Origin of the sequence: Virgibacillus alimentarius, from assembly GCF_017874635.1 — a bacterium.
GTDB classification, from domain to species: domain Bacteria; phylum Bacillota; class Bacilli; order Bacillales; family Amphibacillaceae; genus Virgibacillus_B; species Virgibacillus_B alimentarius.
Window position 1 is genome coordinate 1 of record NZ_JAGIKX010000012.1, and the last position, 20,893, is coordinate 20,893.

At 37.2% G+C, this 20,893-nt stretch carries 16 protein-coding genes; 5 read left to right on the forward strand and 11 right to left on the reverse strand.

The window, feature by feature from the left end; translation table 11 throughout:
- Positions 1 to 885, forward strand: an 885-nt coding sequence (locus J2Z81_RS08055; RefSeq protein ID WP_226981290.1) for a peptide MFS transporter, incomplete at its 5' end; no start/stop codon positions are given.
- Between the two features lie 244 nt (positions 886 to 1,129).
- Here the strand turns inward: J2Z81_RS08055 and J2Z81_RS08060 are convergent.
- The gene (locus J2Z81_RS08060; RefSeq protein ID WP_226371098.1) at positions 1,130 to 2,236 is read right to left on the reverse strand and encodes a M24 family metallopeptidase; all 1,107 of its coding nucleotides are present in this window, start codon (positions 2,234 to 2,236) and stop codon (positions 1,130 to 1,132) included.
- A 302-nt stretch (positions 2,237 to 2,538) separates the two neighbouring features.
- Between J2Z81_RS08060 and J2Z81_RS08065 the strand changes: the two genes are divergently transcribed.
- From J2Z81_RS08065 to J2Z81_RS08075, 3 genes are all read left to right on the forward strand, one after another.
- Positions 2,539 to 3,594 carry a M24 family metallopeptidase gene (locus J2Z81_RS08065; RefSeq protein ID WP_029270577.1) on the forward strand — a complete coding sequence of 352 codons (1,056 nt, stop codon included), beginning with the start codon at positions 2,539 to 2,541 and terminating at the stop codon, positions 3,592 to 3,594.
- A 278-nt stretch (positions 3,595 to 3,872) separates the two neighbouring features.
- The gene (locus J2Z81_RS08070) at positions 3,873 to 4,637 is read left to right on the forward strand and encodes a class I SAM-dependent methyltransferase (protein ID WP_226371099.1); all 765 of its coding nucleotides are present in this window, start codon (positions 3,873 to 3,875) and stop codon (positions 4,635 to 4,637) included.
- A gap of 15 nt (positions 4,638 to 4,652) precedes the next feature.
- Positions 4,653 to 5,057 (forward strand): GNAT family N-acetyltransferase, encoded by a 405-nt coding sequence (locus J2Z81_RS08075; protein ID WP_226371100.1) that lies wholly within the window; start codon positions 4,653 to 4,655, stop codon positions 5,055 to 5,057.
- A 79-nt stretch (positions 5,058 to 5,136) separates the two neighbouring features.
- Here the strand turns inward: J2Z81_RS08075 and rlmD are convergent, their stop codons facing one another.
- From rlmD to J2Z81_RS08110, 7 genes are all read right to left on the reverse strand, one after another.
- Positions 5,137 to 6,519, reverse strand: coding sequence for a 23S rRNA (uracil(1939)-C(5))-methyltransferase RlmD (gene rlmD / locus J2Z81_RS08080; protein ID WP_226371101.1), 1,383 nt, complete (start codon positions 6,517 to 6,519; stop codon positions 5,137 to 5,139).
- A gap of 92 nt (positions 6,520 to 6,611) precedes the next feature.
- Positions 6,612 to 7,520 carry a diacylglycerol kinase gene (locus tag J2Z81_RS08085; RefSeq protein ID WP_029267734.1) on the reverse strand — a complete coding sequence of 303 codons (909 nt, stop codon included), beginning with the start codon at positions 7,518 to 7,520 and terminating at the stop codon, positions 6,612 to 6,614.
- A gap of 188 nt (positions 7,521 to 7,708) precedes the next feature.
- Positions 7,709 to 9,139, reverse strand: coding sequence for an Asp-tRNA(Asn)/Glu-tRNA(Gln) amidotransferase subunit GatB (gene gatB, locus J2Z81_RS08090; protein WP_029267736.1), 1,431 nt, complete (start codon positions 9,137 to 9,139; stop codon positions 7,709 to 7,711).
- Complete coding sequence (gene gatA / locus J2Z81_RS08095; protein ID WP_226371102.1) at positions 9,136 to 10,605, reverse strand: Asp-tRNA(Asn)/Glu-tRNA(Gln) amidotransferase subunit GatA; 1,470 nt, start codon at positions 10,603 to 10,605, stop codon at positions 9,136 to 9,138. Before gatA ends, gatB begins: the two co-directional genes overlap by 4 nt.
- Positions 10,606 to 10,617: 12 nt before the next feature.
- Positions 10,618 to 10,908, reverse strand: a complete 291-nt coding sequence (gene gatC, locus J2Z81_RS08100; RefSeq protein WP_029267741.1) for an Asp-tRNA(Asn)/Glu-tRNA(Gln) amidotransferase subunit GatC — start codon at positions 10,906 to 10,908, stop codon at positions 10,618 to 10,620.
- A gap of 252 nt (positions 10,909 to 11,160) precedes the next feature.
- Positions 11,161 to 12,711, reverse strand: a complete 1,551-nt coding sequence (gene pruA, locus J2Z81_RS08105) for an L-glutamate gamma-semialdehyde dehydrogenase (RefSeq protein ID WP_226371103.1) — start codon at positions 12,709 to 12,711, stop codon at positions 11,161 to 11,163.
- Positions 12,712 to 12,803: 92 nt separating this feature from the next.
- Positions 12,804 to 14,183, reverse strand: coding sequence for a sigma-54 interaction domain-containing protein (locus J2Z81_RS08110; protein WP_226371104.1), 1,380 nt, complete (start codon positions 14,181 to 14,183; stop codon positions 12,804 to 12,806).
- 263 nt (positions 14,184 to 14,446) lie between these two features.
- Here J2Z81_RS08110 and J2Z81_RS08115 point away from each other — a divergent pair, with 263 nt between their 5' ends.
- Complete coding sequence (locus J2Z81_RS08115) at positions 14,447 to 15,352, forward strand: proline dehydrogenase family protein (protein ID WP_029267747.1); 906 nt, start codon at positions 14,447 to 14,449, stop codon at positions 15,350 to 15,352.
- 58 nt (positions 15,353 to 15,410) lie between these two features.
- On the opposite strand, the gene J2Z81_RS08120 is transcribed toward J2Z81_RS08115, so the two are convergent.
- Genes J2Z81_RS08120 through pcrA form a run of 3 tightly spaced genes read right to left on the reverse strand, consistent with a single transcriptional unit; the run spans position 15,411 to position 20,881 of the window.
- Positions 15,411 to 16,634 carry a CamS family sex pheromone protein gene (locus tag J2Z81_RS08120; RefSeq protein ID WP_226371105.1) on the reverse strand — a complete coding sequence of 408 codons (1,224 nt, stop codon included), beginning with the start codon at positions 16,632 to 16,634 and terminating at the stop codon, positions 15,411 to 15,413.
- A 6-nt stretch (positions 16,635 to 16,640) separates the two neighbouring features.
- Positions 16,641 to 18,644 (reverse strand): NAD-dependent DNA ligase LigA, encoded by a 2,004-nt coding sequence (gene ligA / locus J2Z81_RS08125; protein ID WP_226371106.1) that lies wholly within the window; start codon positions 18,642 to 18,644, stop codon positions 16,641 to 16,643.
- A 14-nt stretch (positions 18,645 to 18,658) separates the two neighbouring features.
- Positions 18,659 to 20,881, reverse strand: coding sequence for a DNA helicase PcrA (pcrA, locus tag J2Z81_RS08130; RefSeq protein ID WP_226371107.1), 2,223 nt, complete (start codon positions 20,879 to 20,881; stop codon positions 18,659 to 18,661).
- Positions 20,882 to 20,893: the final 12 nt, after the last annotated feature.

Here is a 20,893-nt window from a genome sequence, read left to right on the forward strand (position 1 = left end):
CACTTTGGTTTTAAATGGGCTTTCCTAGCTTCTTCCATCGGGATGATTATTGGACAAGTTCTATTTAATAGTTTAAGTAATAGATATTTAGGTAATGTAGGATTACAACCAACCCAATTGAATGTAAAAGAAGTTCCGGAGAAAAAGAACCAAAAACAGCCACTTACAAAAAAAGAGAAAAAAAGAACATTGGCAATTATGATCCTTGCATGCTTTGTTGTTTTTTTCTGGGCCGGATTTGAACAAGCAGGAAGTTCATTTACGTTATACACTAAAAACTTTGTGGATCGGGAAGTATTTGGATACCTCGTACCTGTTTCTTGGTTCCAATCACTAAATCCATTATTCATCGTTAGCTTCGCACCAATTATTTCAATTTTATGGCTTAAGCTTTCTAAATCTAAAACTGGTGATCTAAAACCAATAACGAAAATGGGTTTAGGCATGATATTGCTCGGAGTAGGATTTATGATTCTTATCCCTGCTGTTTTGTACACAGGGAGTGATGAGCAAAATATAGTCACAAAGGCCCATATAGCCTTTATTATATTAACGTATTTATTGCATACATTGGGTGAATTGTGTTTATCTCCTGTTGGTTTATCATTGGTCAGTAAGGTAGCACCACTTAAAATTGCCTCTTTGCTTATGGGAGTATGGCTATCTGCTATAGGGATTGCCAATCTTATAGCTGGGCAACTGGCTGCTTTAACAGCCTCTTTAGGTTATATGGGGATATTTCTTACAATTGGCGGAGTAGCGATTGCACTAGGAGTCATCCTTCTTTTTGCTTCAAGAAAACTTACTTCGATGATGAGTGAATATGATGAAGTTGGCATGACTAAAGATACTCAATACAATACTATTGGGAATGTAAATAATTAATTATCATCAAATATCCAGTTCCATTTTGTAAGAAGATGGTTCCTGTATAGAATAGGAGTCATCTTCTTACATCTCATTGCTACCCATATTTATTGGTGTAGGTCATATACGCTGTTAATAAAATAGCGAGTTAAAACCTAATTCATATCAGCTACTTCTTCTATCTATCGCCTTTAAGAGATTACGTAATAGGATACATTTTAGACCCATCTATTGTTCTTTTTTAAGTTCCCGCCAGTTTGATTTACAACATATGTAACCCTCTCGGAAAGGAAGTCAATATTTCAGCCTCTCCAGCTTCATTAATATACACATTGTCTTCAATCCGTACACCGCCAAAATTAGGTATATAAATTCCAGGTTCGATCGTAAACAATAATCCTTTTTCTGCCATTTGCTCATTATTTTCATGGATAGATGGTTCCTCATGCACTTCAATACCAAGGCCATGACCAACCCGATTATTAAAATATTCTCCATAGCCATTGTTTGTTATCAAGTTTCTTGATTCCATATCAAATGTTTTAAGCGGTACACCGAATTTTACAGCATCAATACCTGCTTGATTAGACCTTCGCACAATATCATATATTTCTTTTTGTTTTTCTGTTGGTTCACCGATAATAAATGTTCGGGTAATATCGGAACAATACCCTTCTGTAATAATTACCCCCATATCAATTAGCAAAAAGTCCCCATTTTTAAAAGTTCTGCTTCCTGGTATCCCATGTGGTAATGCTGATTTTTCACCAGATAACACAATGGTTGAAAATGAAGGTCCCTCTGCACCAAACATCTTCATCAAAAATTCTAGCTCAGCCACTAATTCTAGTTCACTCATACCAACTGTTGCTTTTTTCATTCCCTCTTCCATTACTTTCTCAATAATATCTATTGCCTTTTGTGTATGCGCAATTTCATCTCTTGATTTTTTCATCCGTTGTTTGTTAATGAATGGTTGAATGTCTTCATATTTAGCCTCAGGGAAAACCGCTGTTAAATACTGGTGTTGAAACATACTCACTTTTTTCATTTCGAGTCCAAAACGAGTGATTCCCTTACCCAGATTTTCTTGAAGTATAGTGTACGGATCTTCCCCATCAGAGATTGGAATTATTTCTCTAATAATCGAGTCATTAGAAGCCAAATCCTTGTCTAAAGCGGGGACGAATAAGATATTTTGTTGATTGCGATTATCAACAACCAAAGCCATGAAACGCTCATGTGGTTCAGAATTAAATCCAGTATAATAGAATACATTTGCTGGTGTCATAATCATTGCAACATCAATATTATTTTCTTCTAAGTAGGTTTTTAATGCAGTTAATCTCGTTTGATAATTAATGGACATAATATATCCTCCTTCGTCTTTTTAATAAAGTATGCAAGATTTATACCACGATAAGATGCAAAATCCGGAATCCTTTTTTAGAAAAGATGATTTAAAGCACAAAAGATATAGAGAATTGGCATATAAGTTGCATTACTTATATTAAGTAATTTACAGTAAACAATCAATCACCATTTAAAAAGATTATCTACTCGGTAGGACAGAAGGAGATATTTTTATCATTCAATTGCTGGGTATGAATTTACGCAAAAATTGAATGATAAAAATTTAAACAATATGAAGTGTATAAGGGGGAATTTGTAATGGATAAACTAACCGTTCTAAGAGAGCAATTTGAGCAAAATAATATTGATGGTTTTTTGATTACTAATAGCTTTAATCGTAGGTATATCACAGGTTTTACCGGAACAACAGGCGTAGCAATTATTTCCAAAGAATGTGCTAAGTTCATTACTGATTTTAGATATGTTGAACAAGCTGTAAACCAGGTTAAGGGATTCCAAATTATTGAAAATAGATCCACCCTTCAAGAAGTTGCTAAACAAGCTGAGAAAATGGGAATTGAAAGATTAGGGTTCGAACAAGAGGATTTGAATTACAAACAATATAAAGACTTAAATAATTTAGTCCAAAAATGTATACCTGTTTCAGGCATTATCGAGGGACTTCGAGCGGTAAAAACGGATAACGAAGTTAAAAAAATAAATACTGCCGCTAACATTTCTGATAAAGCATTTGAGCATATTCTTAACTTTATTAGACCAGGAATAACTGAAATGGAAATAAACCATGAACTGGAGCATCATATGCGTAAAAATGGGGCAACTTCTTCTTCATTTGACATCATTATTGCCTCAGGAATTCGTTCAGCTTTACCGCATGGGGTTGCGAGTAATAAAAAAGTAGAAAAAGGAGATATGCTAACACTTGATTTTGGGGCTTATTACGAAGGTTATTGTTCTGATATGACTAGGACAATTGCTGTTGGCGAACCAAATGATGATTTAAAGCAAATATATTCCATTGTTTATGATGCACTTGAAATAGGAATTAATTCGATTAAAGCAGGATCTTTCTGTCAAGCAATCGACAAAAAAGTTCGAGATTTTATCACGGAGAAAGGCTTCGGTAAGCAATTTCGACATGGTACTGGACATGCAATTGGGCTTGAGGTACATGAATCGCCATATTTTTCCGTAAAGTCTGAAGATGTTTTAAAGGAAAACATGGTAATGACAGTAGAACCTGGCATTTATTTGCCTGGAATTGGCGGTGTTAGAATCGAGGATGATATTCTGGTGAAAAAGAATGGAAGCAAAGTATTAACACATGCAAACAAAGAATTGATTATTCTATAAAGGGGAGGAGAGAGCCACAAATATAATAGTGTGGCTTTCTCTATCTTCATTCTTCTTATTTTTCTAAAGTAAGATATCATGGGGACCATCAAGAGTTGAACGAGAAATTCTAACCTTCCATCACCTTTACACTTTTACTACCTAAAAGGATTGTATTTCACAATTGGGTATCATATTCTTGAATAAATAATGTTAGAATACCTCTTGAATATAGTACATTTAAATGGTAATAAGAATGGAAAATCAAAGATAATATGAATAAGTTAGGTGGTTTTAAAATGAAGAAAAATATTAGCACAGAAGAAGCGATTAAAAGGTGGGATAGATATGCCGAAACATTTTCAGCAGCTCATAATGAAAAAGGTGACATTCATAAAGAAGTTTTTTTAAACCCTACTTTATTATCACTTATGGGAACTGTAAAGAATAAAAAAGTTTTAGATGCTGGATGTGGTGAAGGATATTTCAGTAGAATTTTAGCTAAATCTGAAGCGAATGTAACAGCAATAGATTATTCAGAAAAAATGTTAGAAATTGCTAAAGAAAGAACTCCAATTGATTTGAGAATTGATTATAAGCATGGGAGTTGTGAGGATTTAAATTTTTTAGAGGATAACAGTTTTGATCTAATAGTATCGAATATGGTAATACAAGACTTTGCAAATTATGAAAAAGCATTTCAAGAAATGTATCGTCTATTAGTAAATGGAGGATATTTTATTTTTTCAATTTTACATCCCTGTTTTGTTACTCCAGAGAGTGGATGGGAGAAAACAAAAGATGGTGAAAAGTTACATTGGAACGTAGATAAATATTTTTATGAAGGTGTTTATGAACAAAGATTAGGCGATAAAGAAAAAATGCTATTATTCCATAGAACTTTAACGAGCTATGTTAATAATGTCATTAAAGCAGGTTTTATTTTAGAAGGCTTAGTTGAACCAAAGCCATCGGAGGATAAATTGAGTAAATATCCGTCATTTGAAGAAGATTTCAGATGTGCTGATTTTATAGTTTTTAAATTAAGAAAGAAAGTGACATAATTGGGGGTACTATGTATGAATAACTTGAAAGTAGAATATTTAAACTTCGCTGAAAGACCAATTACAGCTATTGAGCTTATGAAGCTTTATAAAGATGCAGGCTGGTGGAAGGAAAGGAGAGAGCAAGATATTGAAAAGATGTTGAAGTCTGTAATTTCAATTGGAGCATGGAAGGACGGTACTCTTATTGGGTTTGCCAGAGCTATATCGGATGGTAAATTTAGAGCATACGTAGAAGATGTGGTTATAGATAACGCTTTTCAAAATTCAGGCATTGGGACGAATCTCGTATCAAAATTGCTAGAGGAGCTTTCTGATATCGATGTTATAAGCTTGTTTTGTGAAGAACATTTAATCCCTTTTTATACAAAAACTCAATTTAAATTGAGTAAGTCACAATTTGTAATGCATAGAAAATGAGCATTTCTTGTTGAGTTAACTAGTGGTAAGCAAAAAGTCCCCCTTGACAAAAGAGGGCTTATGCTCATTGTTACATTCTTTATTTATCTTTCCTTACGAGTAGTGAACAGCACTCCACATGCCCTGTCTGCGGGAACATATCCACCGGCTGCACTTCTTGTGTAGCATATCCGCCATCTTCCAGGATGCATAAGTCGCGTGCTAGTGTGGATGGATTACAGGATACATAAACGATTCGCTTCGGCATCATGTTTATCATTGCCTTTAATAATTCCTCATCACAACCTTTTCGTGGTGGGTCAACAACGATCACATCTGGTTTTAACCCTTGTGCTGTCCACCAGGGCATCACTTTTTCTGCTTCGCCAACATAAAACGCTGCGTTTGTGATGCCGTTTATTTTTGCATTTTTCTTTGCATCGCTAATAGCTTCAGGAACGACTTCTACACCGTATACTTTCTTCGCTTTTTGTGCCAGAAATAGAGAAATGGTTCCAATCCCACAATATGCATCAATAACGACATCATTGTGATCTATATTGGCATACTCCAATGCTTGCTTATAGAGTTTTTCTGTTTGCGGAGGATTTACCTGATAAAATGATTTTGCAGATATTGCAAATTTAATATCGCCTATCATGTCGTAAATATACTCTTCTCCCCATAGGAGTTTCACTTTCTTGCCCAAAATAACATTGGTGCGTTCGTCATTAATATTTTGGATAATGGATTTCACGTGCGGATATGTCTCTGTAAGTTCCTTGATCAATTCCTTCTTATGCGGAAGTTCTTGTGTACGTGTTACTAAGACTATCATCGTTTCATTGGTTTTTTGTCCTGTTCTGACCATGACGTGCCGTAATACACCACGATGCGTTTTTTCATCATATGCTTTAATTCCAAGACTGCTTGCAATACGGCGAACCGCTTCAATTGATCGGTCATTCACCTCGTCTTGGACAACACAGGTTTCCATATCCTCAATAATGCGATGGCTTCGCTTTTGATAAAATCCGGTAATCAGTTCTCCGTCTTTCTCGCCAACAGGTATGGATACTTTATTACGATATCTCCATGGATCTTCCATACCGATGACCGGGTGAACGGGGATATGATCAAGATGAGCGATTTTGCGCATAACGTTTTTGACTTGATCTCGTTTCATTTTTAGCTGCTTATCATAACTCATATGCTGTAGTTGGCAGCCCCCGCATTTATGATATACATTGCACGGCGCTTTTACGCGATCTGGGCTTGGCTTGTGGACTTTAAGCAATTTGCCAAAAGCAAAGTTTTTATTCACCTTTACCACTTTGACAGATGCAGCTTCACCTGGTAAAGCATAGGGGACAAAAAGTGGATAGCCATTTATCTTGCCAACACCGTTTCCTTCGTGTGTAAGATCCTCAAATGTGAGTGTGATTGTTTCATTCTTTTTTACAGGTGCTGTTTGCTTAGCCATTTTTATCTTCCTTTTCGACTTATGTATATGGTATTATCTTACCATAATTCTTGGGATATACGCATGTACACACAAAAAAGATAGCCTCACGTTCAGCTATCTTCCTTATTTATAAAAATATCCGGTACACAAAATTCAATGTGCTGTCTGAGATTTTTAAATTCTCCTGGTAGCATACCACCGAATTCACCATCAATGTTTAATTGCATTTTATCTTTAGGTGTTACTCTTACTCTCTTTGCCTGAGCATAAATAACACTTTTATCATCTAAATGGGCACCTCTAAGTGCTAATGTAGCAATACGAATAAATTCAGCCAGATTTGTTTTGCGCAAAATGATTAAATCAAAGTAGCCATCATCAAATTTTGCATCTGGAGCTAGTTTTTCGAAACCTCCGACAGAGTTTGTGTTTGACACTAAAAATAACATGATATCTTCATTAATAATGTTGTCATCATATTCAATTCTCACTTCAGTTGGTTTTAAAGATGGCAACATCTCGATTCCCTTTATATAGTAAGCAAGCTGTCCGAGCATTGTTTTTAATTTGCTCGGTACTTCATAAGTTAACTCTGTAAGTTTACCTCCGCCTGCTATGTTCATAAAATAGTGTTCGTTTACTTTACCTATATCAAGAGGCATAGACTGTCCTTCAACAATAATATCAACAGCTTTTTTTATATCCCGAGGTATGAGCAGCGCTCTCGCGAAGTCATTCGTTGTACCTACTGGAATAATACCAAGCTTTGGTCTAACATCTTGTCCTGCGATTCCATTGATGACTTCATTAATTGTTCCATCACCACCAGCAGCAACCACCAGATCATAGCGACATTCTGCAGCCCACTTAGCTGCTTCAATTGCATCACCTTCACTTGTTGTTGCGTGTGTGGACGTTACATAGCCGGCTACCTCGAATCGTTCTAATACATTCGCCAAATCTTTTTTAAATATTTCCCGTCCAGATGTTGGGTTGTAAATAATTCGTGCTTTTTTCATCTTATTCCCTCCCCACTTCTTCAAGAACTACTTCAGGGTCGTTTGTTGTAGATACTACTCATAGATGACTCCACACAAAGACTATCATAGCCCGTTTCATACTATTGAAAAGCGGAGTTCTATTATTCAATATGAAGGCTACTACCTGATGCAGTAGTAGCCTTATATCTTCAAACTTGTTATGAATATTACCTTTTTTCTATTTCTTCTTTAAGGATTTTATTAACCATTGGCGGGTTTGCTTGTCCTTTGGTTGCTTTCATAACTTGTCCTACTAAGAATCCTAATGCACGGCCTTTACCATTCTTATAATCAGAAACGGATTGTTCATTGGCATCTAAGACTTCTGTAATAATTTCCTTTAATTGTCCTTCATCAGAAATTTGAACGAGACCTTTATCCTTCACTATTTTCTCAGGATCGCCGCCTGTTTCTACTAATTCAGCAAATACCTTTTTTGCAATTTTAGATGAAATCGTCCCGTCTTCAATAAGTTGTATCATTTTTGCCAGCGATTCTGGAGTAATAGCTAAATCATGTAACTCTTTTGTGTGTTTATTCATGTAACCTGAAATATCGCCCATTAACCAGTTTGATGCTTGTTTTTTATCTGCTCCAGCTTCAACGGTTTCTTCAAAGAAGTCAGCCATTTGTTTGGAACCAGTTAATACATTTGCGTCATATTCGGATAATCCAAAATCTTCCATGTACCTTTTCTTACGTGCATCCGGAAGCTCTGGGATTTGACTGCGGATGCGTTCTTTCCATGCATCATCAATGTATAATGGCACAATATCCGGATCCGGAAAAACGCGGTAATCATTTGCAACATCTTTATAGCGCATTAAGAACGTCTCTTTCGTTTTTTCATCATAACGACGTGTTTGTAGAAAGTTTTCCTCACCAGCTAATAGCACTTTCTCTTGTCGTTTTTCTTCAAATTCCAGCCCTTTTTCTACAAAAGCAAAAGAGTTCAAGTTTTTTAATTCCGTTTTCGTGCCATATTCTTCTTGACCAATTGGCCGTAAAGAGATATTTGCATCACAACGAAGGGATCCTTCTTCCATTTTACAGTCTGAAACACCTGTATATTGGATAATGTTCTTCAGTTTATCCAGGTATGCATATGCCTCAGCAGGAGAACTGATATCTGGTTCTGAAACAATTTCAATCAATGGTGTACCTTGGCGATTAAAATCAACTAATGAATAACCATCATCACCATGTGTTAATTTCCCTGCATCTTCCTCCAGATGGATACGAGTAATGCCGATACGCTTTTGTTTTCCATTTACTTCTATGTCAATCCAGCCGTGCTGGCCAATTGGTTTATCATCTTGAGAGATTTGATAAGCTTTCGGCATATCTGGATAATAATAGTTTTTACGGTCAAAATTTGTATCTGTTGCAATCTCACAGTTCAGTGCCATTGCTGCTTTTATTGCGTAGTTAACAGCTTCCTCGTTTATTAAAGGAAGTGTTCCCGGATATGCTAAATCAATCGGGTTCATGTTAACGTTCGGTTCATCACCAAACGCATTTGGACTTGGACTGAATACTTTTGACTTCGTTTTAAGTTCAACGTGTACTTCAAGACCTATGACTGTTTCAAAATTCATTCCTTTTCACCTCCAAGTTCCGGACGTTTTGTATGGTGATCTGTAGCTTGCTCATAAGCATGTGCTGCGCGATAAACGGTGCTCTCATCAAAGTGCTTCCCGATAATTTGCAGACCAAGTGGAAGCCCTTCTTCTGAAAAACCACATGGCAGGGAAATACCAGGTACTCCTGCCAAGTTAACTGGAATGGTTAGCACATCATTCATATACATCGTTAGCGGGTTTTCTGTTTTTTCACCAAGTTTAAATGCTGGCGTTGGCGTTGTTGGTCCAATGATTACATCATAGTTTTCAAAAATATCCTCAAAGTCTCTTTTAATTAATGTTCGTACCTTTTGGGCTTTTTGAAAGTGGGTGTCATGATAACCAGCACTAAGTGTAATGGAACCAAGCATAATACGGCGTTTTACTTCTTCACCAAAACCTTCACTTCGGGATAGCTTGTACATATCGATCATATTATCTGCATTTTTTGAACGCTCTCCGTAGCGAACTCCGTCATAACGTGCTAGTGCTGTAGATCCTTCTGCAGAAGATAGCAAGTAATACGCAGCTACTGCATATTTTGAATGTGGTAGGGATACTTCTTCCCATGTTGCTCCAAGTGATTCGTATACCTTCAATGCGTCCATAACCGCATTTTTCACTTCCGGCGCGACACCTTCACCCAAGTATTCCTTTGGAACAGCAATTTTCAGACCTTTTATACCATCTGCTAATTTTTCTGTATACGCTGGCACCTCTTTATTCACCGTAGTCATGTCCATTTTATCGGACCCGGCAATCACTTCGAGTACACGTGCATTATCTTCGACTGTATTGGTAATTGGGCCGATTTGATCCATGGATGATGCGAACGCAACTAAACCGAAGCGTGACACAAGTCCATATGTAGGTTTCATCCCAACGACACCACAAAATGCTGCTGGCTGGCGTATCGATCCGCCTGTATCAGACCCTAAAGCAAATTTAATTTGACCAGATGCTACTGCTGCAGCTGGACCTCCGCTTGACCCACCAGGTACATAATCCGTATTCCATGGATTGCGCGTTGTTTGGAAGCTTGATTTTTCGTTTGAAGATCCCATGGCAAATTCATCCATGTTTAACTTTCCTATTATAACTGCTTTTTCTTCATTTAATTTTTCAACAACAGTCGCATTAAATAACGGCTCATCGAAGTTTTTTAACATTTGACTTCCTGCAGTAGTTCGTAAATTTTTGGTCATAATATTATCTTTCATACCGTTTGGAATTCCGAATAGACGCTTTGATTTATCTGCATCAGTGTCGAGTTCCTTTGCTTGCACTTGTGCATTCTCTTCATTTAGCGTTAAAAACGCTTGTATTTGATCATCAACCTCTTTAATACGATTATAGGAAGTATCAACCAAGTCCTGAACAGTAATTTCCTTATTATGTAACTTCTCTTCTAATTCTTTAATACTATGATCAAATAATGACATTGTTTTCCCTCCTTACTCTAAAATTGATGGTACTCGAACTTGTCCACTATCTTGATCAGGAGCATTTTTTAATGCTTCTTCTTGTGTTATCCATTTTGTCGGCTCATCTTTGCGCATGACATCTTTGACATCATTTCCATGTGTGGTTGGTTTAACATTTTCTGTATCTAATTCATTTAATTGATCTGCATATTTCATAAATTCATTTAATTGACTTGTTAAAAGCTCTGTTTCTTCCTCTGAAATCGTAAGTCTTATCAAATCGGCTGTACGTTCTACTTGCTCTTTCGTAATCTCTGCCATCACTTCCACACCTCCATCTATTTTGAAAAGCCTCATTTATAGTATCTTAAAAGATGTTTCTCAAATAGTTCATTTATTTCCTAATGACTTATCTATTATACCTTTTTTAGAAAGTAAAAAATACTTTCAGGCACTATTGATAATAGCAGAATTAGACTGTTCTAGGCAACTAATCAGAAAAATTTTTTGGGAAAATAAACAAGGACAGTCCCTCACCGCTTTAAAACGGTGAGGGACTGTCCTCCCAAAAATTTACAATATTTCTGAAACGGTTTTTGCTTCAAGGAAATTCAACAGGTAATCTGGTCCGCCTGCTTTAGCGTTTGTCCCGGACATTTTAAACCCGCCGAATGGATGATAGCCGACGATTGCTGCTGTACATCCACGGTTGAAATACAAATTCCCAACATGAAACGCATACCTTGCCTTATTTAGATGTGCTCGATTATTGGAAATGACAGCCCCTGTCAAGCCATAGTTCGTGTTGTTGGCAATTTCCAGCAATGCGTCGAAGTTTTTGGCTTTTGCAAATCCGACAACAGGGCCGAAGATTTCTTCTTGCATAATGGTTGCCTCAGGGTCAACATTTCCAAATATTGTCGGATAGATATAATATCCTTTAGAATCATCTGGATCTCCTCCAAATACGAGTTCACCTTCCTTTTTTCCGATTTCAATATAATTTTTGATTTTGTCGAATTGCTTCTGATTGATGACACCGCCAAGAAAATAATCCTCGGTTGCAACATCCCCAACTGTCATTTTCTCAGCATAAGCAACAGTCTTTTTCAACACCTCATCATACACATCTTCATGAATAATAGCCCTTGAACATGCGGAACATTTTTGACCTTGAAAAGCAAATGCAGAATTAGCAATCGATTCAGCAGCTAAGTCAAGATCTGCATCATCATCAACGATAATCGTATCTTTTCCACCCATTTCAGCAACGACACGTTTGAGGAAATTTTGACCTTCCTGAACTACTGCTGCCCGTTCAATTATTCGTGTACCAGTATCTCTTGAGCCAGTAAAGTTAATAAAATGGGTACGCGGGTGATCAACTAAGTAGTCACCAATCTCTCCTGGATCTCCCGGCAGAAAGTTGATTACTCCTTTTGGAAGACCAGCCTCTTCAAGCACTTCAATTAATTTGTATGCAATAACCGGTGTGTTTTCCGATGGTTTCAGGAGTACGGGATTTCCTGCGACAATCGGACCAACGGTCGTTCCACATACAATAGCGAACGCAAAGTTCCATGGCGGAATCGTCACACCTGGGCCTATTGGCTGATAAAAATAGGAATTATCTTCAAAGCTCCGTTCGTTTATTTTCTTTCCTTTGCCAAGTTCAATCATTTGCCGGCCGTAGTATTCAAGAAAGTCGATCGCTTCAGCTGTATCTGCATCAGACTGCCCCCATGGCTTTCCAGCTTCATACGACATCATGGCAGAGAATTCATGTTTTCTGCGCCGAACAATTGCAGCTGTTTTAAAAAGTACTCCTGCTCGTTCTTCAGCAGTCCACTCTCTCCATGTTTTAAATGCCTCATATGCCGCATCCATTGCCTGATCAACATGTTCTTTTTTCGCCTTGGAAACCCTTCCAATTAATTGTGATATATTCGAGGGGTTATAGGATTCTAGTTTGTCATCAGTATAAATGCGCTTACCACCTATTACAAGTGGATACTCTTTTCCTAAATCCACCCTGCGTATTCTACTTAAAGCATCTTTATATTGCTGATGATTTTCTGGATTAGTAAAATCTGTAAATGGTTCATGCTTATATGAAACTACCATGTTAAAAACCTCCCGAATCGTTTTATATTCTATAAAGCCATTCCCTCCATCTATATGCAATTAACATGCCAATTAATTAAAACTAAATTTTTCTATATTGGAATCTCATATTCTCTCATTTTTTTATACAAACTCACCCTTGAAATCCCTAATATTTTTGCTGCGGCACTCTTATTGCCATATGTTTCAACAAGTGCTTCTTTAATCTTAGTCTTTTCCATTGCCGCTTTATCTTGTTGCAATAAACCTACATTTTCCTTCCTTACTACATGTGTATTGCTTACTGGGAAAATATCTATAATATCCTGTGGTGCTATGATCTCTTTTTCATTGAATAATATAATTCTTTCAACGATGTTACGTAATTCGCGGATATTGCCAGGCCACCTGTAATCCTTAAACATGAGCAGCGTACTTTCTAAAAGCCTCGGAACCTGCTTTTGATGTTTGATGGAAAATTCCTGCATGAAATGATCTACTAAGATTGGGATATCACCTAATCGTTCACGCAGAGGCGGGGCAACGATTACTACTACACTTAATCGATAGTATAAATCATCCCTGAATTTCCCCTCTTTTACCATCTTTTTTAGATCACTATTTGTTGCAGCTACGATTCGCACGTTCACGTTACTTGGTTTATTGCTTCCTATTGGATAGACTTCTTTTTCCTGCAGGACACGCAGTAATTTTACTTGCATGTCAAGAGGAAGAGAACCGATTTCATCTAAAAATAAAGTACCGCCATCCGCAAGCTCAATCTTTCCTTTTTTCCCTTCCTTGGAAGCACCAGTAAAAGCACCTCTGGCATAACCAAATAATTCACTTTCAAAAAGTGACTCAGGAATGGCACCACAGTTGATGGGGATAAATGGTTTGTTGTTTCTTAAACTTGCTTCATGAATACCCTGGGAGAAAAGTTCTTTTCCTACTCCACTTTCCCCTTGTATTAAAACCGTTGCATTTGTGCGCGCTACCTTCAGAGCTAAATCTTTCGCTTTTTTAGTGGAAGCGCTTTCACCTTTGATATCAGAAAACGGACCTGTTTGATTTTGAATGTTTGCTTGTTGTTTTACTTTTTGTAATTCAATTGTTGTTGATGACAATTTTTCATTTAATTTAACTACATTGGTAACATCGTCTTCAATGGAAATAGCGCCGATTAATCCACCATGATCATTATAAATAGGAGAAGAATTAATTAATACATGTTTGTCAGGGAGGGGTTCATGATGAACATTGCAAACAGCTTCCTCTGTTTCTAATATTTCAAGTAACTTCAAATCTTGCTTTCTAAAGAAATCTTCAATATTTTTTCCGATGATTTCATCTTTAGAAATCCCATAAATCCGCTCTGCATGTGTATTCCAAAACATCACTTCCTTTTTTGAGCTGACAATCGCAATCGCATCCGAACTTGTTTCCAATAACGCGGTTAAATAATAGATCGCATCGCTTAATTTTGTATTCATTTCATCCCTCCTGTCTGTAAATTGTGTTCATTTTGTTTACAACTTTACAGAAGTGTACTTAAAGTAGACATTTTCTTCATTATAAACAATATACGGAATTGATTCAATTTTGTTTAATTTCCATCTTTATGAATTGAGCCAGCTACAATTGGCACGATTTTTGCATAATATACGATAAAAGGGTTATTTTTCTATAAATGAAAGCGCTTTTATAAGGCCATTTTATGATCGTTTAGGAAGTTTACCAAATAGGAGGGATATTCATGAGTTTGACCAGAGACTTTTTCATTTCGCTATCTCAAAATAGGCTATTAAATAAAGGAGCTAAGCGGTGGGGACTTAGACTTGGTGCCTCGAAGGTTGTTGCTGGAACAGATATGGACAGTGCGATGAAGACCATTCAAAAACTGAATGATTTAGGCATTGCTTGCACGTTAGATAACTTAGGTGAATTCGTCGTTCAAAAAGAGGAAGCATTGAAAGCAAAACAAAAGATTATCAAAACATTACATGCCATTAACGAAAATCAAGTAGATTCACATGTTTCTATAAAGTTAACGCAAATTGGACTGGACATCGAACGCAACTTTTGCTTGGAAAATATGAGGGATATCATGGATGTTGCCAAAGAACTTGATATTTTTATTAATATTGATATGGAAGATTATGCCCATTACGAGCAAACACTGGATATATTAAAAACGCTATTGAATGATTTTGATAATGTGGGTACAGTGATTCAATCCTATTTACACCAGGCTGAAAAGGACATTCTGGACTTCAAAGGTGTGCGTTTACGAATTGTAAAAGGAGCCTATAAAGAAAATGAAGATATAGCATTACAAGATAAAAATGCTATTGACAAAAATTTTTTAAAATTAATCAAAACCCATTTGCTTAATAATAGTTTTACTTCAATAGCAACGCATGATCACCATATTATTAAGGATATTAAAGAATTTGTGCAAGAAAACAATATATCGAAAGACTTGTTTGAGTTTCAAATGCTTTATGGATTTCGATCTGATTTACAGAAGCAACTGGTAAAAGAGGGTTATGCATTTTGTACGTATGTACCTTTTGGCGAAGATTGGTATGGGTACTTTATGAGAAGACTAGCAGAGCGGCCGCAAAACTTAAATCTCATATTTAAAGGAATCTTTTCTTAGCATAACGAAGGCTTTCTGCACGTATGCAGAAAGCCTTCATTACAAATGCTTGCCAATTTTAGTGAAAAATATGAACGATCGGTTCTTTTTTTCCAGACTCCCGATAAATAACGCTTTCTATTTGATCACTTGAGGTTATTTTAACCTCAAGATCATAATAATCAGGAAACATTTCCTTGATGAGTCCAAATGTATACTGTGTAAAACCGACAATTTCACTTTCTCCATTAAATTCGATTGGTATCTCAATACTCAGTTTTCTTAATTCTTTATCCACATATAGACCTTCACCAATAACGCCTACGTAGTTAGGAAAATATTCGGCAATATCTTTACCAAAACTGCTAACTATTTCAGCATCATCATAGTACGCTTCTTTTGCACGATCTGATGGGAATAAAACGTATTCTTCTTTTATAGACTTCCATTTACCAATCGAGTTTTCTCCTTCTGGAACAGTTGTTTTAGCCACAAAATTCCCTGGAACTGGAGAACCTTGTTTTGCCTCTCTATACAAGGAGATCATAATTGGCACATTTTCCAGCCCGTCAATTTTCCTGAGGCGTTTGAGCACACGTTCAGCAATTTTATTCCCTTGCTTTTCCATTTCCTCTTTTGATATGTCTTCATAATAATAGGGTCCACCTGTCTCGGTTTGATAGCGATAGACAGATTTCATGGAAAGACCTATTGATATACCCGCTAATTTAACGGAATTATCCTCTTTCTTCTTTAAGTAATTTTGTTCAACGATATGAGAGAGGTATTTCGGGTTATCCTGATGCGCGTTTTTATCAGAATCATCTTCTATAGAAGGGTTTAATCCTTGTTGTAAGTCTTTTTTTATTTTTTCCTCATCTACTTCTTTTCCGGCCTCTTCCAAATTTTCCTTCTGTTCTTTTACTTCCTTTTTTAGTTGATCCTTCGTCAGCGTTCTCCCGAGCCAATTATAAACCATTTCCTCTGTTAAATACTGACCTTCTTCATAGTAATATTTATCTGGATCAAAAACTTCTTTGGAATGACGCCTTAATCCATTCTCCACTTCATCAATATCAAGGCGATTTGCTACTTGATTTACAATAACTCCTCGTGCTTTACTCGGTCTAAAGGGCAGAACCATTCTATAATCATCTTTGGATAATTGATAACTTGGCACAATTGTTGAGGTTTTTTTCGATGATTTTTCATCCTTTTTAACAACTTCATCTTCTTTCTCATTTGGTGCACACCCTGAAAATAAAAGAAGGATACACATGAGATAGACGATTATTTTTTTCATGACTATTTACTCCTTCATATCAATGGCTTCCATTAGTTGTTGCTCATTCCATATTGAAATGCCTAACTCCAGGGCTTTTTTATGTTTTGAACCTGCATCTTCACCTGCAATAACGATGTCTGTTTTTTTGCTTACACTACCTGTAACAGAACCTCCCATTGCCTCAATCTTTTCTTTTGCCTCAGAGCGGGTTAACTTTTCCATTTTTCCTGTTAGTACAATTGTCTTCCCTGCAAAAACAGTACCTTCATTCGATTTCTGAGGTCCATTGTATTGCATATTGACGTTTAATTCCTTTAGGTCTTCCAGGAGTGCAATCACTTTTTCCTCTGAAAAGTACTGCACAATAGCGTCCGCCATTTTTTCACCAATTTCATCGATCACAATCAACTCATCATAGCTTGCACGCTGCAATCGACCCATTGTTTTGAAATGACTTGCTAATATTTTTGCTGCTTTACTTCCAATAAAACGAATACCTAATCCGAAAAGAAGTTTTTCCAGCGAATTTTCTTTCGATACCTCAATCGCACGTAATAAATTGCTTACAGATTTCTCTCCCATTCGTTCCAATTGAAGTAATTCTTCTCGTTCAAGACGATAAATATCTGCAATGGTGTGGATTAGATTTTCCCTGAAGAGTTGTATAATTACTTTTTCACCCAAGCCATCTATATTCATTGCGTCTCGGGAAACAAAATGGATGAGGCTTTCTTTCACCTGTGCCGGACAATTTGGGTTAATGCAACGTAATGCAACCTCTTCATCTAAGCGAACTAATTCATTGCCGCAGGCCGGACAGTGTTTTGGCATGAAGAATTGCTGTTCCTCCCCTGTTCGTTTTTCGTTAACTACACGAACAACTTTTGGAATGATATCCCCAGCTTTCTTTATGACAACAGTATCTCCTATCCGGATATCTTGTTCATGGATTAAGTCTTCATTATGCAAGGAGGCACGCTGAACAGTTGTTCCTGCGATTCTGACGGAATCTAAGATTGCAGTAGGTGTCACAACGCCTGTACGACCTACGCTTAATTCAATGTCTTGGAGCTTCGTTATCGCTTCTTCTGCAGGAAATTTATAAGCAATAGCCCACCTGGGATTCTTTGCAGTAAAACCTAATTCTTCCTGTTGCGTTAGATTATCAACCTTTACCACAATCCCATCTATTTCGTAGTCTAAATGAGGTCGTTCGTTTGTCCAGTAATTGACATATTCAATCACTTCTTCAATTGTTGCGCACTTTTTCCATTCTGGATTTGTTTTTAAACCAAGTTCTTTTAAATAGTGCAGACGTTCACTATGCGAACTTAGTGCCCCTGCTTCCCATTCGCCCACACCGTATAAAAAGGTATCCAAGTTACGGGTAGCTGCAATTTTTGGGTCTAATTGACGTAGTGATCCTGCTGCAGCATTTCTGGGATTAGCAAACGGTTCTTCGTTATTTGCTTGTTTCGCTTTGTTCAGCGCTAAAAATGATCGATGTGGCATAAATGCTTCTCCACGTACCTCGATTGTTTCTTTTTCCTTAATGGATAGTGGGATACTCCGAATCGTTCTTAAATTACTTGTAATATCCTCACCGGTTGTCCCATCACCACGTGTTGCACCTCGGGTAAATTTACCATTTTCATATGTCAGTGACACCGCCAAACCATCTATTTTCAGCTCACAAACATAGGACACGGGCTGATCCGTCTCACGTGTTACACGACGGTCAAAATCACGTAAATCCGCTTCATTAAATGCATTTCCTAAACTAAGCATTGGTATATGATGCTGCACCTTCTGAAATGCATCAAGTGGCTCTGCACCAACGCGCTGGGTTGGTGAATCAGAAGTAATAAGCTCAGGATGCGCCTTTTCCAACTTCTTTAGCTCTTGCAGCTTTTGGTCATATTCTGCGTCAGGTACACTCGGTCTATCAAGTACGTAATACTCATACCCATATTGATTTAATATTTCACGTAAAGCATTAATCCTATCTTGAACCTGTTGATTTCCCACTTGACAAAGGCCTCCTACTGTTTCGTAATTGGAGCAAATTTAGCTAGTACCCGCTTTATCCCTGTTGGTGCTGGAAATGCAATGTCCAGTTCCATTGATTCTCCTTCTCCTTGAGCCTTTACAACTGTTCCAACGCCCCATTTTTTATGCACTGCCTTATCGCCAGGCATCCATGTTTCTGAATCTGCTCCGGTTGTTTGCTGTATTTTCTGCGCTTTTCGTTTCTTCGCGAAAGAAGGCTTTTCTTGAGGCTGTGCGAATGAGCCAAATGTTGTCGCTTTCGCTTGCTCCATTCCTTCGATTAGATCTTCCGGTATTTCATGAATAAAACGGCTTATTGGGTTCATGTTTGTTTTTCCGTATAATGTGCGCATTTTTGCATGCGTTACATAAAGCTCACGTTCAGCTCTTGTTATTCCCACATATGCAAGCCTACGCTCTTCTTCCATTTCTTCTTCATCCATCATCGAACGGCTATGCGGGAAAACATTTTCTTCCATGCCGATTAAAAAGATGATAGGAAATTCTAGCCCTTTTGCAGCATGTAACGTCATAAGCGTAACCTTCTCTTCATTTTGCATAACCTCATCGTCCACACGATCAATATCTGCGATTAAGGCAAGGTCTGTCAAAAAAGCCATTAGTGTTTTATCGTCTTCATTTGCTGCCTCAAAATCTTGCGTAACAGTCATAAACTCTTCCAAGTTTTCCAAACGGCTTTGTGATTCAAGACTCTGTTCTCTTTTGAGCATCTCTTCATATCCAGTCCGCTTTAATACAGCTTCTACCATATCTGTAGCTGTTAAAAACTCTTGCTGCTGTGTTAATGTACGAATAAGCGTTTCAAATTCAACAAGAGCCATCGCTGCCTTTTTGGTTACGCCTGTGAAATCCACTTCCTTGACGGCATCATAAAATGAAATATCATGTTCCGTTGCATAGGCACGTAATCGATCGATCGATGTTTTTCCAATACCTCGCTTCGGTTCGTTAACAATCCGTTCAAAGCTTAAATCATCATGTGGATTCATAATGAGGCGAAGATATGCGATCATATCCTTTATTTCTTTACGCTCATAGAATTTCGTGCCCCCAACCATCTGATAAGCTATGGTAGATTTCATTAATTTATCCTCAATCGCCCGTGATTGAGCATTTGTTCGATATAATATTGCAATGTCATTCGGTGAATATCCTTCTTCACTTATAAGATGATGCAATTTATCTGTTACAAAAAGCGCCTCTTCTTGTTCTGTCGTTCCCTGGTAATATTTTATCTTTTTACCGTCTGTATTTTCCGTCCATAAATTCTTTGGTTTTCGACCTGTGTTACGTGCAATCACTTGGTTTGCAGCTTCTAGAATTGACTTGGTGGAACGATAGTTTTGTTCTAAGAAAACCGTTTTGGCACTAGAATAATCTTTTTCAAAAGAAAGAATGTTAGCAATATCCGCTCCACGCCAGCGATAAATAGACTGATCCGAGTCACCAACAACACAAAGGTTTTGATAGCGATTTGCCAATTGCTTGATGAGATAATACTGGGCATGATTTGTATCCTGATATTCATCAACATGAATATATTGAAACCTATGCTGGTAATATTTCAGTACTTCCGGAACACGCTTAAATAAATGGATCGTTTGCATGATTAAATCATCAAAATCAAGCGATTGATTTTTCCGGATTACCTTTTGATACGCTTCGTAAATTTGTCCAACTTGCCGTTCAAAAAAATTACCAACATTATTGTTATATTCCTCTGGCGTAATTAATTGATTTTTCGCCGCACTAATTTGTCCTAGCATTGCACGCGGGTCAAATTTTTTCGGATCGATATTTAAGCTTTTCAACACTTGTTTAACCACGGATAACTGATCACTGCTGTCTAAAATAGTGAAACTGCGATTATATCCGATGCGATCAATATCCCTTCTTAAAATACGCACACACATCGAGTGAAACGTGGACACCCAAATCTGATCGCTATTCGTTCCAACCAGCTTATGAACACGGTCCTTCATTTCTCGTGCAGCTTTATTTGTAAATGTAATCGCGAGGATATTTCTCGGCGCAATGTCCTTTTCACGAAGTAAATATGCAATCCGATGTGTAAGCACACGAGTTTTCCCACTGCCTGCTCCTGCCATTATTAGCAGAGGACCATCTGTATGTTTAACCGCCTGTTTTTGTTCTTTATTTAGTCCTTGCAATAAGTCACCCATTGTTTGACTCACAACACCCACCAC